This is a genomic window from Streptomyces sp. NPDC058274, assembly GCF_042881375.1.
In the GTDB taxonomy this organism is placed as follows: domain Bacteria; phylum Actinomycetota; class Actinomycetes; order Streptomycetales; family Streptomycetaceae; genus Streptomyces.
In genome coordinates this window covers 38,377-53,689 of record NZ_JBHVXW010000008.1, presented here as the reverse complement: position 1 = coordinate 53,689, position 15,313 = coordinate 38,377, and the positions used below count along the sequence as shown (strand labels likewise).

At 70.3% G+C, this 15,313-nt stretch carries 10 protein-coding genes; 5 read left to right on the top strand and 5 right to left on the bottom strand.

From position 1 onward, the window contains the following. Window positions 1–254 precede the first annotated feature (254 nt). Window positions 255–1,424, bottom strand: coding sequence for an MFS transporter (locus tag ACFVYF_RS17925; protein ID WP_389456323.1), 1,170 nt, complete (start codon window positions 1,422–1,424; stop codon window positions 255–257). A gap of 423 nt (window positions 1,425–1,847) precedes the next feature. On the opposite strand from ACFVYF_RS17925, the gene ACFVYF_RS17920 reads away from it, so the two are divergent. Then, entirely contained in the window at window positions 1,848–2,684 is an 837-nt protein-coding gene (locus tag ACFVYF_RS17920) for a helix-turn-helix domain-containing protein (RefSeq protein WP_389456321.1), read from the top strand. A 246-nt stretch (window positions 2,685–2,930) separates the two neighbouring features. Beyond that, window positions 2,931–3,659 (top strand): LysR family substrate-binding domain-containing protein, encoded by a 729-nt coding sequence (locus ACFVYF_RS17915; RefSeq protein WP_389456319.1) that lies wholly within the window; start codon window positions 2,931–2,933, stop codon window positions 3,657–3,659. Between the two features lie 316 nt (window positions 3,660–3,975). On the opposite strand, the gene ACFVYF_RS17910 is transcribed toward ACFVYF_RS17915, so the two are convergent. The 3 genes from ACFVYF_RS17910 to ACFVYF_RS17900 all read right to left on the bottom strand — a co-directional run bounded on the left by ACFVYF_RS17910 (window position 3,976) and on the right by ACFVYF_RS17900 (window position 7,356). Next, window positions 3,976–5,466 (bottom strand): FAD-dependent monooxygenase, encoded by a 1,491-nt coding sequence (locus ACFVYF_RS17910; protein ID WP_389456317.1) that lies wholly within the window; start codon window positions 5,464–5,466, stop codon window positions 3,976–3,978. Between the two features lie 52 nt (window positions 5,467–5,518). Beyond that, a complete protein-coding gene (locus ACFVYF_RS17905) occupies window positions 5,519–6,370 on the bottom strand; it encodes an NAD(P)H-binding protein (protein ID WP_389456315.1) in 852 nt (283 codons plus the stop codon). 95 nt (window positions 6,371–6,465) lie between these two features. Next, window positions 6,466–7,356 (bottom strand): ScbA/BarX family gamma-butyrolactone biosynthesis protein, encoded by an 891-nt coding sequence (locus tag ACFVYF_RS17900; RefSeq protein ID WP_389456313.1) that lies wholly within the window; start codon window positions 7,354–7,356, stop codon window positions 6,466–6,468. A gap of 312 nt (window positions 7,357–7,668) precedes the next feature. Here ACFVYF_RS17900 and ACFVYF_RS17895 point away from each other — a divergent pair, with 312 nt between their 5' ends. The 3 genes from ACFVYF_RS17895 to ACFVYF_RS17885 all read left to right on the top strand — a co-directional run bounded on the left by ACFVYF_RS17895 (window position 7,669) and on the right by ACFVYF_RS17885 (window position 13,497). Then, a complete protein-coding gene (locus tag ACFVYF_RS17895; RefSeq protein ID WP_389456311.1) occupies window positions 7,669–8,322 on the top strand; it encodes a ScbR family autoregulator-binding transcription factor in 654 nt (217 codons plus the stop codon). 638 nt (window positions 8,323–8,960) lie between these two features. Continuing rightward, window positions 8,961–11,321 (top strand): glycoside hydrolase family 95-like protein, encoded by a 2,361-nt coding sequence (locus tag ACFVYF_RS17890; protein WP_389456310.1) that lies wholly within the window; start codon window positions 8,961–8,963, stop codon window positions 11,319–11,321. A 265-nt stretch (window positions 11,322–11,586) separates the two neighbouring features. Then, a complete protein-coding gene (locus tag ACFVYF_RS17885) occupies window positions 11,587–13,497 on the top strand; it encodes a hypothetical protein (protein ID WP_389456308.1) in 1,911 nt (636 codons plus the stop codon). A gap of 109 nt (window positions 13,498–13,606) precedes the next feature. Here the strand turns inward: ACFVYF_RS17885 and ACFVYF_RS17880 are convergent, their stop codons facing one another. Further along, window positions 13,607–15,136, bottom strand: coding sequence for a DEAD/DEAH box helicase (locus ACFVYF_RS17880; RefSeq protein WP_389456306.1), 1,530 nt, complete (start codon window positions 15,134–15,136; stop codon window positions 13,607–13,609). Window positions 15,137–15,313: the final 177 nt, after the last annotated feature.

Genomic DNA, 15,313 nt, shown 5'->3' with positions numbered 1-15,313 from the left:
GCGCGCCGACCCGCGCCTCCCCGTTCCTGTGAGGCTGCGCGGTGCCTGGGGCTCCACGGGGCCTCGGCAGATGTTGTTCGTCCGGTAATTGCGCCGCCCCGTTCCGGATCACTCCGAAAGGCCCTGGGGTGCTGGGCAAGCGCCGTCTCAAAGAGCAGACACAGAGTTCACCGCCGACCTCGGCGAAGCGCGTAAGGCGGTGGCGCTCACGCCGGCACTCGGCCACAGCCGCGGCCGACGTACCGGGCCGCCCCTCAGCGATAGCGTGCCCGGCCCACCGCCGCAGCCACCGTCAGGGGCACGGTCAGGAGCGCCGCCAGCCAGAACAGGGGCCGGTAGTCGTGCGCCTGAGCGGTGGAGGCCGCCAGCCCGCTGGCCACGGCGCTGCCCACGTACAGGGCGACGCCGAACATGGCCACGCCCGTTGCGCGGGCCGTCGGGGACAGCGCGGTCGCCCACGACTGGATCGTGGAGTGCATGAAGGACCAGCCACCCCCGAGGAGCAGGGCGACGACGACGAGCGCCCCGGTGGACTGGCTGTACCCGGCGAGCAGGTACGCCGCACCCATCTGCACCCCGCCCGCCAAGATCAGGCCCACCGGAGACCACTGCCCGACAAGCCGCTTGACCACCTGCGCCGCCGCCATGGAACCGACCCCGTACAAGGCCGCGACCGCGCCGGCCAGGGTGGTGGGAACTCCACGCGCCTCCAGGGCCGGGGCCAGATAGGTCAGGAAGCCGAGGAGCACCGCACCCTCCAGCATCGCCACCGCCATGACGTACCACTGCCAGGGTGAGGACAGGACCACGCGGAAGGGCGTCAGCAGTGATCCGGAAGGGGCCCGCTCCGGCTCGGGCAGGCGGCGCAGAGCCACCGCCAGGTAGGCGGCGAGGATGCCGGGCAGCGCGAACACCAGCCGCCACGTGACGTAGTGCGCCAGCGCCCCGGCGACGACCGTGGCCACGGCGGTGCCGAGCGCGAACGCGGTCATCAGTTCGCTGAGGGGGCGCTGCCGGATGGCGGCGGGCACCGTGTCGCCCACGTACGTCAAGGACGCGGCGATGGAGGCGGCGAAGAACGCGCCGGCCAGGGCGCGGGTCCCGATCAGCACGGGGGCGTTCGGAGCGAGGGCCGAGGCCAGGGCGGCCAGAGTGGCGCCGGTGAGCGACACCCGCATCACCCACACGCGGCCCCATCGGTCGCTGGCCACCCCCCACACCGGCTGCATCAGCCCGTAGGTGAGGTAGTAGCCGCTTGCGGCCAGCACCACGGTGGGGAGCGGGGCCCCGAGCCGGGGGCCGATGACAACCAGCATGGGCGCGATGCAGAAGCGGTCGAAGTTGCTGACGAAGCCGGCGGCGCGCAACAGCCGCAAGGCGGACGTGGGCAAGGTCGCCACCGGTACCGACGCGGTGGTGGTCACGGGGTGGACGCCCCCTTCCGAGAGGGTTCGACGAGAACGGGTGACAGAGACGACCGATCCTGGGCGGATCCGGTCCGCCACCCAGTCCAGCACCGGGCCCCTCGGGGCGGAGACCGCTGGCTATTACCATCACTCACAGGCTGCCGGTCCGGCATCGCGCCTGGTGACGGCAGCATCACAAGAGGGCGCCTGCGGCCGGGCGGACGCCCGTACGCGGAGGAGAGGCACCATGACGCGCGGCAGGCTGTCGCCCCCGGACACCTGCGCACCGCCCCCTGCGGCCCGGCGCGGCGCGCCGTTCGGCCTCCTCGCGCGGTACGTCGGCCAACCACAGTGCCTGCCGGCCGAGTTGGACGTGCGCCCAGGTCTCGCCGCGCATCACCGATCCGCGCCGGCCACGGCCGACCGCCGGCGCGGTGGCCGGTGAGCGGCGCACCCACACCGCCGGGCGAGTCCCCCCGCCGCGAACTGGGGGCCTTCCTGCGGTCCCGCCGGGAACGGCTGACGCCGAAGGACGTGGGCCTGCCGTACGCCCCGGGCCGCCGGACACCGGGGCTGCGGCGGGCCGAGGTCGCGGAACTCGCCGGTATCAGCGTGTCCTGGTACACGTGGCTGGAGCAGGGCCGGGTGCGCACCTCGGAGCAGGTGCTGCGCGCGGTGTCGAGGGTGCTGCGGCTGGACGCCGCGGAGACCGCGCACGTGCTGTCGTTCGTGGAGGAGAGCAGGCCGCCCGCCGACGCCCCCACCTGGGTGTCACGCAACCTGCTCACTCTCGTGCAGGCCATGACACCGCACCCCGCCGTGGTGCTCGACCCGCACTGGGACCTGCTGGCCTGGAACGCCGGGTACGCCGCGCTGCTGACCGATCCGGCACGGCTGCACCCCAAGCAGCGCAACCTCCTCTGGCTGGTGTTCCGCTGGCCGCCGGCCCGCACCCTGCTCGCCGACTGGGAACACGAGGCCCGCGCCCTGCTGGGCCAGTTCCGGTCCCGGGCGGCTCGCCGGCCGAACGATCCGCGGTTCGCCGAACTCATCGGCGAGCTGCTGTCCGACGACGACGCGGCCCGCTGGTACGAGCGCCGGGAGACAGCCGGATTCCAGCCGTCGGTCCGCCGTTTCCGGCACCCGGCCGTCGGCGAACTGCGCCTGCGCTACGTGAAGCTGGCCGCCGTGGACGAGCCCGGTCACCACTTCCTCGCCTACCTGCCCGACGACCGGGACTCCGAGGACGCCCTGCGCCGCATGCAGGCAGGCGAATGAGCCCCGCGGGCCCGGGTCGTACGGATGGGGACCCGTGGGGCTCACCTCCGCGTGCCGGCGGCGCCTGAAGCACACAGGGGAGACGTGCAATTCGGCGCCCGGTGATTGGGGGCTCTCACCGCACGGCCGGTCAGCCGGTCAGTACGGCCTTCAGGACGGCGCCCGCCGCCACGTCGGCAAGGGCCTCGGCGTGGTTGTCCAACGGGTAGGCCGTCACCATGCTCTCCAGGTCGAATCGGCATACGAGTGGGCGAGCAGCTGCGGCTGGGCTTCAGCTGGGGACTGCCCGACGGCCTGTCCCTGATGGCTGCCTCCTTCGCCGAGGAGGGCGGCGTCCGGGTGGAGTACGTCCGCTGCGACACACCGCTCGCCGGACTGGACACCGGAGCGGCGGACCTCGCAATCCTGCGCGGCGACTCCCTGCCCAAGCATCTGCGCGGTGTCTTCCTCTACGAGGAGAGGCGGGTCGCGGCGGTTCCCGCGCACTGGGCACTGGCCGAGCGGGACGAACTTGCCTGGGAGGAGCTGGCCGAGTTGCCTCTCATCGTCAACACCGTCAGCGGAGTGACGTTTCCTCACATGTGGCCCGCCGACCGACGCCCGGTGGTGGGCGCGGAATGCTCCAACTACGACGAGTGGCTCGAGAAGGTGGCGGCGGGCCTGGGTGTGGGAACCGCGCCGGAGGACTCCACGCGCCGCTACCACCATCCCGCCGTACGGTTCGTCCCCCTGCGCGACGCCCCCACCGTCCGCCTGCACCTCGCTTATCCGTCGCACGGCTCGCATCCGCAGGCGGCCCGGTTCGCCGAGAGCGTGTGGCGCGAGGTGAGCGGTGGCCAACTCCCCCCGGCCGACTCCGCACCTCCCCGTCGTCGCGCCTGGCGCTCGGAAGCCCGTGATCGCGCAGCGCACAGGCCAACCCCCAGCGACCCGGCTCCGAGACTGCGGGACCTTCACAGGCCAAGAACGGTTTGAGAAGCGCCCGTTGCCGGTCGTGCAGGGCGAACCAGCTTCGCCCAGGCCCGGCCGACGGCCGGGGAGTCTTCACCACCCGGCCCACCGGCTACGCACCGGCGCCGAGGCCCGCGTCCGACGGGGCAGCGGCCCGGTAGCCCGCACGACGGTCCCGCCCCCGCCCGGGCGGCACCGTCCCGGCGCGATGTCCCGGTGTGCCCGCAGCGCAGCCCGTCGCGTCGTCCCCGTCAGGACGGGAGCGCGCACGTCGAGGCGCGCCTGGACGCCGTACGACGAAGACCGGAACCGTCGGGCGGCGAACCCGAACAAGGACCGCCTAGGCGGGCGTGCCCCCGAACCACGCCGTCAGCGCCTCGGCCAAGTCGCCCCCCTCCGAGGCCCAGCCGACATAACCGTCGGGCCTGACCAGCAGCGCCTGGCACGGCAGGTCCGCATCGTCCGGCACGCGTACGGTGCGTACGACGTGCGACCACCGGCCGGCGGTGTCGGCCAGATGCCGGTCCGCCCCCGCGGTGAGCAGCAGGAACGGGCGGCCGTCGCGCAGGAGTCCGATGAGATCGGTGGGTCCGTCGTGCTCGGTGCGCAGCGGCCGGTTCTCCAGGAAGCGCCCCTCCCATGGGGACGGCTGCACAGACCGCGACGGGTGGACGGTGTCCTGGGCGCTGATCATGCCGCTGATCAGCGCATGGCCGTCCCGGGTGGCGAGCACGTCGCCGAACAGCGAGCGCAGCGCGTCGACGTCGGATCCCGCGCGCATGAGGGCCAGTTGGGCGAAGGTGTTCTCCACCAGACGGAGTGCGACGGGGCGGCGCTCGGCGTCGTAACTCTCGAGGAGCCCCTTGCCCGCGGTGCCCCGCACGCTGTGCGCGAGCTTCCAGCCGAGGTTCAGGGCGTCCAGCAGGCCCGTGCTCAACCCCTGGCCGCCGATGGGGAAATGGAGGTGGGCCGCGTCACCGACGAGGAAGACCCGGTCCCGGCGGAACGTCCGGGCCAGCCGGGTGAAGTCGCTGAAGCGGGTGAGGCTGGTGGCGTCGGACATCTCCACCTCGTGTCCGGCTATCCGGGAGACCTCGCGCCGGAATTCGTCCGGGCCGACCGGGGCGTGCCGGTCGGGGTGGGCGCTCGCGCAGTCGAGGGTGCGGATGAGCCGGTGCTCGCCGGGCTCGGGCCTGCTGACGATCCAGCCGCGGGGCGTACGGTGCCAGCCTCCCGGCAGCACGTCCGGCGCGGCGACCCGCACGCGGCCCATCAACGCGGAGACCGACGCGGGCCAGGTGTCGGTGGGGAAGCCGGTCCGCTCGCGCACCCTGCTGCGCGCGCCGTCGGCGCCGACGAGGTACGCCGCCCGTACCGTCCGCCGGCCGTCCGGACCCTCCGCCGTGACCTGGACGCCGTGCGCGGTCTGTGCCGCCTCGACGACGAGGTGGCCGCGCAGGATCCGGGCGCCGCGGGCCCGAGCCGTCTCCTCGAATTGCCTTTCGAGTTCGGACTGCGGCCGTTTCAGCAGGGGCACGGGCTCGGTGGCGGGGGACGTGACGGTGAGCTCGGTGATACCGCCGAAGTGGAAAGGGGCGGTGACCGGGGTGGGGTTGTCCGCAGGCCCGGGGCCGTCCAGATAGCCGCGCCTGGCGAGGGACTGGACGGTGCGGGCGTGCAGGGTGTTGGCCTTCGGCTGATCATCGGTCGCCGCTTTGCCTTCGAGTACGACGGTGTCGACGCCGTAGCCGGCGAGTTCCGCGGCGAGCAGCATGCCGACCGGTCCACCGCCCGCGATGACGACGTCGGCCTGCGCGATGGCGCGTTCCATTCGAGCTCTCCCAAGTCGGCCGTCGGACACGGTCGTTGCTCTGTGCGGCACGTTACGGACGGAAGGCCGCTTGGTGGTCGGTGGCCCACTGCCGGTATGTCCGCGCCGGGCGGCCCAGCAGGCGCGGCAGGGTGTCGTCGCGGTGGGCCTTGGCGCCGGACAGCTGGCGGTCCGCGCCCTCCGCGAGGGCGTCGGCGATGGGCCGCGGGTACCGGGTGCACAACTGGCGCAGATGGTCCTCGCGGCTGATCTCCTCGAAGCGCAGGGCGCGTCCCTGCACCTCGGAGAGGATCTCCGTCTGCTGCACGGGCGTCAGCGCCTCGGGGCCGGTGAGCGCGTGGGCACACCTTTCGTGACCCGGCTCGGTGAGGGCGAGCACGGCGGCGTCGGCGACGTCGCGCGGGTCGACGGTGGCGTTGGCGGCCGTTGCGTGCGGGGCGCGGACGACGCCCTCCTCCCGGACGGAGCGTGCCCAGCTCAGGGTGTTGGACATGAAGGACCTCGGGCGCAGGAAGGTCCAGGCAATGCCCGACGCGCGGATCCGTTCCTCGGCCTCGCGCTGCCAGCGGGTGATCAGATCGTCGGCGCCCGGTTCGGTCACGGCGAGGGCGGAGAGCTTCACGAGGTGCCGCACACCCGCGACGCGCGCGCTCTCGACGAGGTGGGCGTCGTGCTCGGGGCGCAAGGGGTCGGCCGTGATCAGCAAGGCCGCGCGGACACCGGCCATGGCCTCGGCGAGGCCGGCCGGATCCGCGAAGTCCCCGACCACCGTCCGCACCCGCGGCCCCGACGCGGACGGCCGCTTCGGGTCGCGGACCAGGACGCGCACGGCGTGGGAGCCGGCGACCAGGCCGGTGACGACATGCCGGCCGACCGTTCCGGTGGCTCCGGTCACCAGGATCATCAGTGGTTCCTCTTCGGGGCGGGATGCTGGGGCGGATCCGTGCGCGCTGCGCCGTGTCCGCAATCGGCCTGGCGTACAAGGCGCTTGACGGAGCGTCAGGCTCCGGACGGGCTGGTGGACAGCAGGCAGCTGAAGACCTGCTCGCCGTCCTGGCGTCCGACGATCCGCACGTGGTCGGGCTGCCCGTCCGGCACCTCGGCCTCGATCCAGCAGGGGGTGTCGAACTCCACGTACCGGTCGAAGGTGTTGTCCATGGAGACCAGGAGCGGCGCCGCACCCGGAGGTGAGAGGGTCGCGGCGGCCTGGCGCGCCGCCTCCAGCAGGACCATGCCCGGGACGTGGTCGTCGGGGTGGTCGAAAAGGATGGGGTGGCTCGTGTCCACGCGCAACTGCCAGCGCCTCGGCGTCCCGCCGGGAGCCAGTACGACATCGCGGGCGGAGTCGCGGCCGACCGAGACCGGGGCAACGGACGGCAGATCCGCCCCCGCCACGACGCCGGCCGTGGTCGACTGGGCGAGCCGCGCCTCCCGCAGCCGTCGGTACACCGCCGGAGAGGTGCAGGTGAAGTGGGCGCCCCCGGTGGCCACGACGCGTCCCGCCGAGCGGATCGTCACCGTGTAGCGGCCGCCGAGTCTGCTGCCCGAACCGCGTATCTCCGTGAAGGCCACGTCGAGTTCGAGCTCTGCAGGGCGGCTGCCGACCGTCAGGTTCTCGGGGTGGACCGCGAAGTGCAGCCCCCACATCAGGAAGCGGTGGCCGAGCGGAACCCCGTGCACCGCGTGGGCCACCAGCACGCCCGCCTGCCGGATGGTCTCGGCGGCGAGCATCGGGTCGTAACGGCCCTCGACAGGCCGGTACAGGCTGTGCGCCCGCGGCCACTGGGCCAGGACGCGGGTCCGCTCGCCGTCGAGAGCGGACCAGCCGGTGAGGAAGACCTCGGCGACGGCGGCGCGGTGCACCAGCTGCCGCGGTACGGTGGCGGTCATTTGAGGGACCTGCGCCTGGTCGTTCTCGGTCGCCGATGCTGCTGTCTTCGGGCAGCCTTCAGCCACGAACGACTCGGTCATGAGCTTCCCCCGGTGACGCGTAGAGCAGTGCGAATGGTCCTGTCCGCCGCGCAGAACGTTACGTACCTGCCGGTTTACTTTGCAAGCGGTTGCCTGTTGCCCGCGCCTGAACAGGCCTTGCCGACATACCTGCTGCGCGGTTTAGGTTTTGCAGGTGACACGAAAGACGACACCGCGGCGGAGCGTGCGATGCCCCCGACCGGTCGGCGTGAAGGGGCGGTACGTCCAGTGGTGAAGCAGGATCGAGCGATTCGCACCCGCCGGTTGATCCTGGAGGCGGCCGCGGCCGTCTTCGACGAGAAGGGATACCAGGCGGCGAAGCTGACGGACATCCTGGAACGGGCCAGCCTGACCAAGGGGGCCCTGTACTTCCACTTCGCCGGCAAGGAGGCCCTGGCCCACGCCGTCCTGGACGCGCAGGTCAGTGACACACCCGTGCCCGCCCCGCAGCGGTACAAGGTCCAGGAGTACGTGGACATGGGCCTGATCTACACGCACCTCCTGGTCAACGACCCGCTGCTGCGTGCCAGTGCCCGGCTCTCGCTGGAGCAGATCCCGGGGCTCAACCGCAGCTCCCCGTACGTCGAGTGGGTGGAGCGCAACACCCGGGTGCTCGCCGAGGCGAAGGAACGCGGCGAGCTGCTGCTGCATGTCGACCCGGCGGAGACCGCGCGGATCACGGTGGGTGCCTACGGGGGCATGAACGCCATGGTGTCGACACTGACCCCGCAACTGGACCTGCAGCACGAAATACTGGCTCTCTACCGGCACTTGCTGGCCGGCATCACCGTCCCCGCGGTACTGCTGGAGCTGGACGTCAGCCCCGGCCGGGGCGCTCATGTGCTGGCGGAAGCCGTCCTGGAACCGGCGGTCGCCGCGTCCTGAGCCGGCGCCACATCCACGGCGGAGGCCGGTCCGTCGGCGCCGGAAGCCACGCCCGGTACGGACGGTGACGCGTTCCCAGCCGTTTACGGCCGGACGCCCGGCGGCCGTCGCCGAAGCCCGTGGACAGCAAGCCGTTCCGCGGCAGGCCGCCTGTCCAGCAGGAGCCTTGCGAAAGCAGTGGAATTCACGCGCCGGAACAAGGCGTGGAGCGTGCACTTATTCATGGACCTGGAAATCGGACCTCCGTTTGTCAGGCTCCTTATTTTCCAATATGGCTTTCCCGTCGCAGTCCGGGCCGCCACACCCGCTCCGGTCTGCGGGCCCTCCGAGTCATCCCATCTTTGATGGGTCGACCTTGGATCAATGCCTGTCTCAGGGGCCCGAACGAGCCTTGACGCGGAAATACGTCCAATGTTAACTGGACATGACAGGCGTGCAACGGGATGTGTGCGCCTGCCTGATGGCGAAGGCGCGGAGCGGAACGCTTTCGGCTGCGCCAGGAAGAAGATGCCTGCACGGCGTCAATCCACTCGCCTGCATGTACGTACGACTTCAATGTGCCCCTATGTCGAATTCGTGCGCCTCTGCCCGCCGCATTCTGCCGTTCTGGCGGAGCCCGCCACCAGAAAAGGGTGTTCATGGTGATAAGACTCCTGCGGTCCTTGCCGCTGCTCGCGCTCGTCGCGGGGATGCTGGCGGGTGGAACCGCCGCCCCGGCAACCGCCTCGACGACGGACGCCGCGTTCAATCAGACGAGCGGCGCGTTGAACGTCGACTACGCCGGCTATCTGGCCAAGCACGACATCGTGTACAACAAGCCCAACACCAACCCCGCGTACGGTCTGCCCGTGGGCAACGGCCGTACGGGCGCGATGGCCTGGAGCCAGAACGGCCTGACGATGCAGACGTCCGGGGTCGACCTCGCCGAGCAATCGGCATACGCGGCGGGGCTGGTGAACCTCTCGACCAGCCCGGCGATGGACACCGGGTACTCCACCTACCAGCAGCGGCTGTCGCTGTACGACGGCACGCAGGTGACCAAGTACGACGCCAACCGGACCGTGACCGTGATGGGTTCGCCCAACTCGGAGGTCATGGGCATCCACGTGAACGACTCCCGCAGCGGAGTGTCCAGCGTCTCCTTCAACCTGAGCATGTGGGACCCGGCGACGGTCACCAACGTCGCCGACGTGCCCGACCTGAACACCTGGAAGACCGTCTCCACCTTCGCCGATGCGAGCGTCGCCGGGCTGAGTCGCGGGCAGGCGGACCCGAACGGCTTCGGCTACACCCTGGCCGCCACGGTGGAGGGCGCCTCCTTCTCCACGAAGGTGGTCGACTCCCGGACCGTTCGGGTGACCATCACCCCGACCTCCAGCTACACGATCTGGTTCACGGCCGCGAGCCGGATCAACGCGCCGAACAAGGACTCGGTCGCCCAGGCCCGCAACCAGCTGAGCTCGGTCAAGTCCACCGGCTACGCCACCACGTTGACCAACTACAAGAACTGGTGGCACGCGTTCTGGGCCAAGTCGTTCGTGCAGTACTCGGGACTGTCCGGTGACGCCGACTACCTGGAGAACGTCTACTACCTCTCCACCTACATGATCGCGGCGGGCGGCTACGGCAGCTACCCGTCCCACTTCATCAACGGCGTCTTCCGCTCCACGCAGGACAAGACCAAGTGGAGCAACGCCTACTGGTACTGGAACCAACGCGACGTCTATTTGTCGTTCTTCGCCTCCAACCACACCGATCTGGTCGACCGGCACAACAACCTCTACAGCCGCAACTACAACGCGCTGAAGTCGTACACACAGACGCGATACGGCGTGGACGGACTGTGGGTGCCGGAGACCATGGGCTGGGACGGCAACGCGCGCGGCACGGTCAACAGCGACTACACCAAGAACATCCTGTCCACCGGCTATGAAGCCGCTTACAGCATGTACACGCGGTACCGGTACACGAACGACGCCGACTACCTGAAGAACGTGGCCTATCCGTTCATGCGGGAGACCGCGAAGTTCTACTCGGCCATGCTGACCCGGGACGCCTCGACCGGCATCTACCACATGACCAACTCCAACTCCCACGAGACGTACTGGAACGTCCGCGACGCGATCACCGACCTGGCCGCGGTGCGCAGCATGTTCCCGCTGGCGATCCAGGTCAGCCAGCAGCTCGGCGTCGACTCAGGGCTGCGCACGACCTGGCAGAACGTGCTCGACCACCTGGCGCCGTACTCGGTCTCGAGCAGTGCCTACCAGCCGCACCAGCCGCCGGTGTCCCAGACCAGGAACAACGAGAACGTCTCCGCCGAGCTGATCTGGCCCTACGACCTGACCGGCATCGGCGCCCCCGACTACCAGACGGCACTCAACACCTGGAACCAGCGGCCCTTCCCCTACGGCAACGTGTGGTCCAACGACGCTGTGCAGGCCGCCCGGCTGGGCCTGGGCAACCAGGCCTACCAGGGCATGAAGACCATGCTGCAGAAGTACCAGAACTACCCCAACGGCATGACCAACAACACCAACGGCGTCTTCGAGTATCTCGGTGTGCACCTCACGGCGCTCAACGAGTCGCTCCTGCAGAGCTACAACGGCAAGATCCGGGTGTTCCCGGCCGTACCCAGCGATTCGTCGTTCGCCGGCAAGTTCACGCTTCTCGCCAAGGACGGCTTCCAGGTCAGCTCCGAGCGTGAGGGCGGCGAGGTCAAGTACGTCGGGCTGAAGAGCCAGTACGGCAAGCAGGCGACGGTCGTCAATCCGTGGAGCGGGCAACAGGTGCGGGTCCGGAGGGCGTCGGACGGCGCGATCATCACCTCGGGTTCCGGTGCCGAGTTCACCTTCGCCACGACGGCCGGCTCGGTCTACGTGGTCGAGCGCACCGCCAAGCCGCTGTCGTCGTACACCTCGACCCGCCTGACCGGCACCGCCAACCAGGGCGTGAAGACCCTCAGCGGCACCGCTTCCACCCTGGGCCTGCCGAGCTGAGCCGCACCGGGCATCGTCCGCCGGCGTTCGCGCGCCCACTACCGGCCAACGCCGGCGGACCGCGCCACTGATCACCCACCGGACCTCGACCGGCGCGGCTCTGGGTACCGACGAGGCGCATTCGTTCGCCGGTCATGCACACCACGTGCCTCCTCGTGCAGGCCTCGGCGGAACACTGACTCCACCCCCACATTTTCAGGAGCAAGCAATGCATGGCATTTTCCGAGCTCTACGTCGCACAGCCGGCGTCCGGCGCAGACTGCCGGTGACCGCCCTCGCCCTCGCCCTGGCGGGAACGGCGTGGATGTCCGCCGCACCAGCAGACGCCGCTCCCCACGCGCACGTCGCCGCGGCGGACACGGTGCACGCGACGAACGCGGCGGCCCCTGCGACGGAGGCCGCCGCAGCGGGAGCCACGACTCCCTTCAGCAGTTATGAGGGCGAGTCCGGCACCCTGGGCGGTGGCGCGACGAAGGTGTCGCTGACCGCGGCACCGACGACGCAGTATTCGAGCGCGGCGCTGGAGGCGTCCGGCCACGCGTACGCCCACCTCAGCGGCGCCGGGCAGTCGGTGCAGTGGACGAACAACACGGGCAAGCCGATCAGTTACATCAATGTGCGCGCCAGCATCCCCGACTCCGCCTCGGGCGGCGGCATCACCGCCACACTGAACCTGTACGTCAACGGCACGTTCCGGCAGACGCTGAACCTCAACTCCAAGCAGACCTGGATATACGAGGGCGCCGCCTACAACAGCAGCGACAACCAGAAGCCGGCGGACGGCCGTCCCCGGGTCTTCTTCGACGAGTCGCACACCTTCGTCACCGGCACCCCCATCCCGGCCGGCAGCACGTTCCAGCTCAAGAAGGACTCAGCCAACTCCGCGGCCTTCTACGACATCGACGTCATCGACGTGGAAAACCCGCCGGCGCCCCTCGCACAGCCCGCCGGCTCGATCTCCATCACCAGCTGCGGCGCGGTCGCCAGTACCGCCCCGACCAACGGTTCGGCCGCCGGCGGGTCGGTGGACAGCCGCGCCGCCATCCAGAACTGCATCAACCAGGCGCAGTCCCAGAAGAAGATCCTCTGGATCCCGCAGGGAACCTTCTACGTGAAGGGCACCTCCGGCCTGACGGCCACCGGGATCACGATCGCCGGGGCGGGGATGTGGTACAGCACCATCTACCGGGATGTGCCGCTGCCCAACAACGTCGGCTTGGCGGCACTGTTCTCGGTGACCTCGTGCACGGTGCAGAACTTCCACATCGACGCCAACGCCATCAGCCGCAACTACCTTCTGGGTGGTGACGGGGGTGCGATGGACACCACGGGCACCAACTGGGTGACGAGTGGCATGTGGGCCCAGCACACCATGTCCGGCATCTGGGCGTCGGGCACCGGGGGCAAGGTGCAGAACAGCCGCTTCACCGACACCTGGGCCGACGGGATCAACCTGAACAACCAGTCGCTCAGCGGCGGCAAGAGCCAGGTCGGGAACAGCCTGACGGCGACCAACAACTTCATCCGCGGCGCCGGTGACGACTCGTTGGCGATCAACTCGACCGCGTACCAGATCAACGGCAGCGGCACCCGGATCGACTTCCCCCCGATGACGAACGCCACGGTCACCAACAACACCGCGATCGCTCCGTGGGGCGGCAAGGGCGTCGGGATCTTCGGCGGCAGCGGTCACGTCGTCAGTGGCAACTACGTCAGTGACACCTCACGGTTCATCGGCCTGGCCGCCGGCCGGTTCGGCACCAACGGCAGCGATCTGACGTCCGCGACGGTGAAGAACAACGTCATCGTGAGGTCCGGTGGCAACGCCTACAACCAGACCCAGCCCACCGTGCACATCGGCAACGCCAGCGACGGCCAACAGGTCGGAACCGTGGACAAGGTCACCGCGACGGGCAACACCATCGCCAACTCGCTTTACGACGCCGTCGGCTTCTCCACGTCGAAGAACACGCTGCTGCAGAACAACACGATCACCTCTCCCGGGCGCAACGGGATCGTGGTCGCTCCGCCGAACTACCCGGCGCCCAGCGGCTCCGCCACGATCACCGGCAACACCCTCACCGGACTGGCCTCCGGACGCTCCGCGTTCGTCAGCAACTCCAGCGGCTTCACCGCGACGGTGACCAACAACAGCTGGCAGACGGTGGCCCCTTAGGGCACGGCGCTCGCCCACCCCACCCGGGGTGGGCGAGCCAACTGCCACACCGGCGCAATTCGTCCCCGTGACCGGACGGTCACGGGGACGAATTCCGCGCGGGCAGACCCTAGACGCCGCGGCGCACCCGGGCGGCCTTGCGGGCCTCGGCCGTCTGGCGTGCCTCGGCGGTCCGGCGGGACTCGCCACCGGCGCGGCCGGGGCGGGTGCCCATGCCGCGGAAGGGGGCACCGCCGCGCTGGGGGCGCTCCGTGACCGGTGCGCCGCCGGCGATCGGAACCCCGGAGGGGGCCTGGGCACCGGTGATGCGGCTCAGCTCTGCCTCGCCGGAGCGGACCTGGGTGATCTGCGGCCTGATGCCCGCGTCGGACATCAGACGGGTCATGTCCCGGCGCTGGTTGGGCAGCACCAGCGTGACGACGCTGCCGGACTCGCCGGCGCGCGCGGTACGGCCGCCCCGGTGCAGGTAGTCCTTGTGGTCGCCCGGCGGATCGACGTTGACGACGAGGTCGAGGTCGTCGACGTGGATGCCGCGGGCCGCGACGTTCGTCGCCACCAGCGCGGTCACGCCGCCGCTCTTGAACTGCGCCAGGGTCCGGGTGCGCTGGGGCTGCGACTTGCCGCCGTGCAGCGCCGCGGCCTTCACACCGCTGTTCAGCAGGTGCTTGGTGAACTGGTCGACGGCGTGCTTGGTGTCCAGGAACATGATCACGCGTCCGTCCCGGGCGGCGATCTCGGTGGCGGTCGCGTACTTGTCGGTGCTGTGCACATGCAGCACGTGGTGCTCCATCGTGGTGACCGCGCCGGCGGACGGGTCGACCGAGTGGACGACCGGGTCGTGGAGGTAGCGCCGGACCAGGAGGTCGATGTTGCGGTCCAGCGTGGCCGAGAACAGCATGCGCTGGCCGTCGGGACGCACCTGGTCGAGCAGCTCGGTGACCTGGGGCATGAAGCCCATGTCGGCCATCTGGTCGGCCTCGTCCAGGACGGTGATGTTCACCCGGTCCAGCCGGCAGTCCTTGCGCTCGATGAGGTCCGCGAGCCGGCCCGGGGTGGCGACGACGACCTCGGCTCCGGAACGCAGTGCGCCGGCCTGCCGGCCGATCGACATGCCGCCGACCACGGTGGCCATCCGAAGCTTCAGAGACCGGGCGTAGGGGGTCAGCGCGTCGGTGACCTGCTGGGCCAGTTCCCGGGTGGGGACGAGGACCAGCGCCAGCGGCTTGCGGGCCTCGGCACGCTGTCCGGCGGTGCGTGCGAGAAGCGCCAGGCCGAAGGCGAGCGTCTTGCCGGAGCCGGTGCGGCCGCGGCCGAGGACGTCACGGCCGGCGAGGGTGTTGGGCAGCGTGGCGGCCTGGATGGGGAACGGCTCGTTCATGCCGAGACCGGCGAGCGTCGTCTGCAGCTCGGCGGGAAGGTCCAGCTCACCGAAGGTGGCCACCGGGGGAAGGGCCGGGGTGAGGGTGACGGGCAGGGCGAATTCACCCTGAAGTGCGGCGGGGCGGCGCCCGGAGCCGTTCGCGCGGGCGCCGGGACGCCCCTGCCCCTGCGGGCGGAAGCGGGCTCCGCGGTCGGATCCGGCGGAGCCGTCCTTGCGGCTCCTGGAAAAACGGTCGTTCGTACGAGCTGAGCGGTTCATGAAGAACCTTCCTCGATATGGCACGTATCGAGGAATTCTCGGCGAACGCGAGCCGAACGAATTGCAAGAACGAGCCGGATGTCAGGCAGACGAAGCCGGTCATGCCGGCGGCGTCATCGACGGCCCTTGGCGGCGGAGTGCCGGGGTTCACCGGAAGAGGTGAGGGGGGCCGGGTGG

Bases quoted from the DNA above. Each gene is read 5' to 3' on its own strand.
- ACFVYF_RS17905 (WP_389456315.1), bottom strand. From the start codon at position 6,370: ATGATCCTGGTGACCGGAGCCACCGGAACGGTCGGCCGGCATGTCGTC.
- ACFVYF_RS17900 (WP_389456313.1), bottom strand. From the start codon at position 7,356: ATGACCGCCACCGTACCGCGGCAGCTGGTGCACCGCGCCGCCGTCGCC.
- ACFVYF_RS17910 (WP_389456317.1), bottom strand. From the start codon at position 5,466: ATGGAACGCGCCATCGCGCAGGCCGACGTCGTCATCGCGGGCGGTGGA.
- ACFVYF_RS17880 (WP_389456306.1), bottom strand. From the start codon at position 15,136: ATGAACCGCTCAGCTCGTACGAACGACCGTTTTTCCAGGAGCCGCAAG.
- ACFVYF_RS17890 (WP_389456310.1), top strand. From the start codon at position 8,961: ATGGTGATAAGACTCCTGCGGTCCTTGCCGCTGCTCGCGCTCGTCGCG.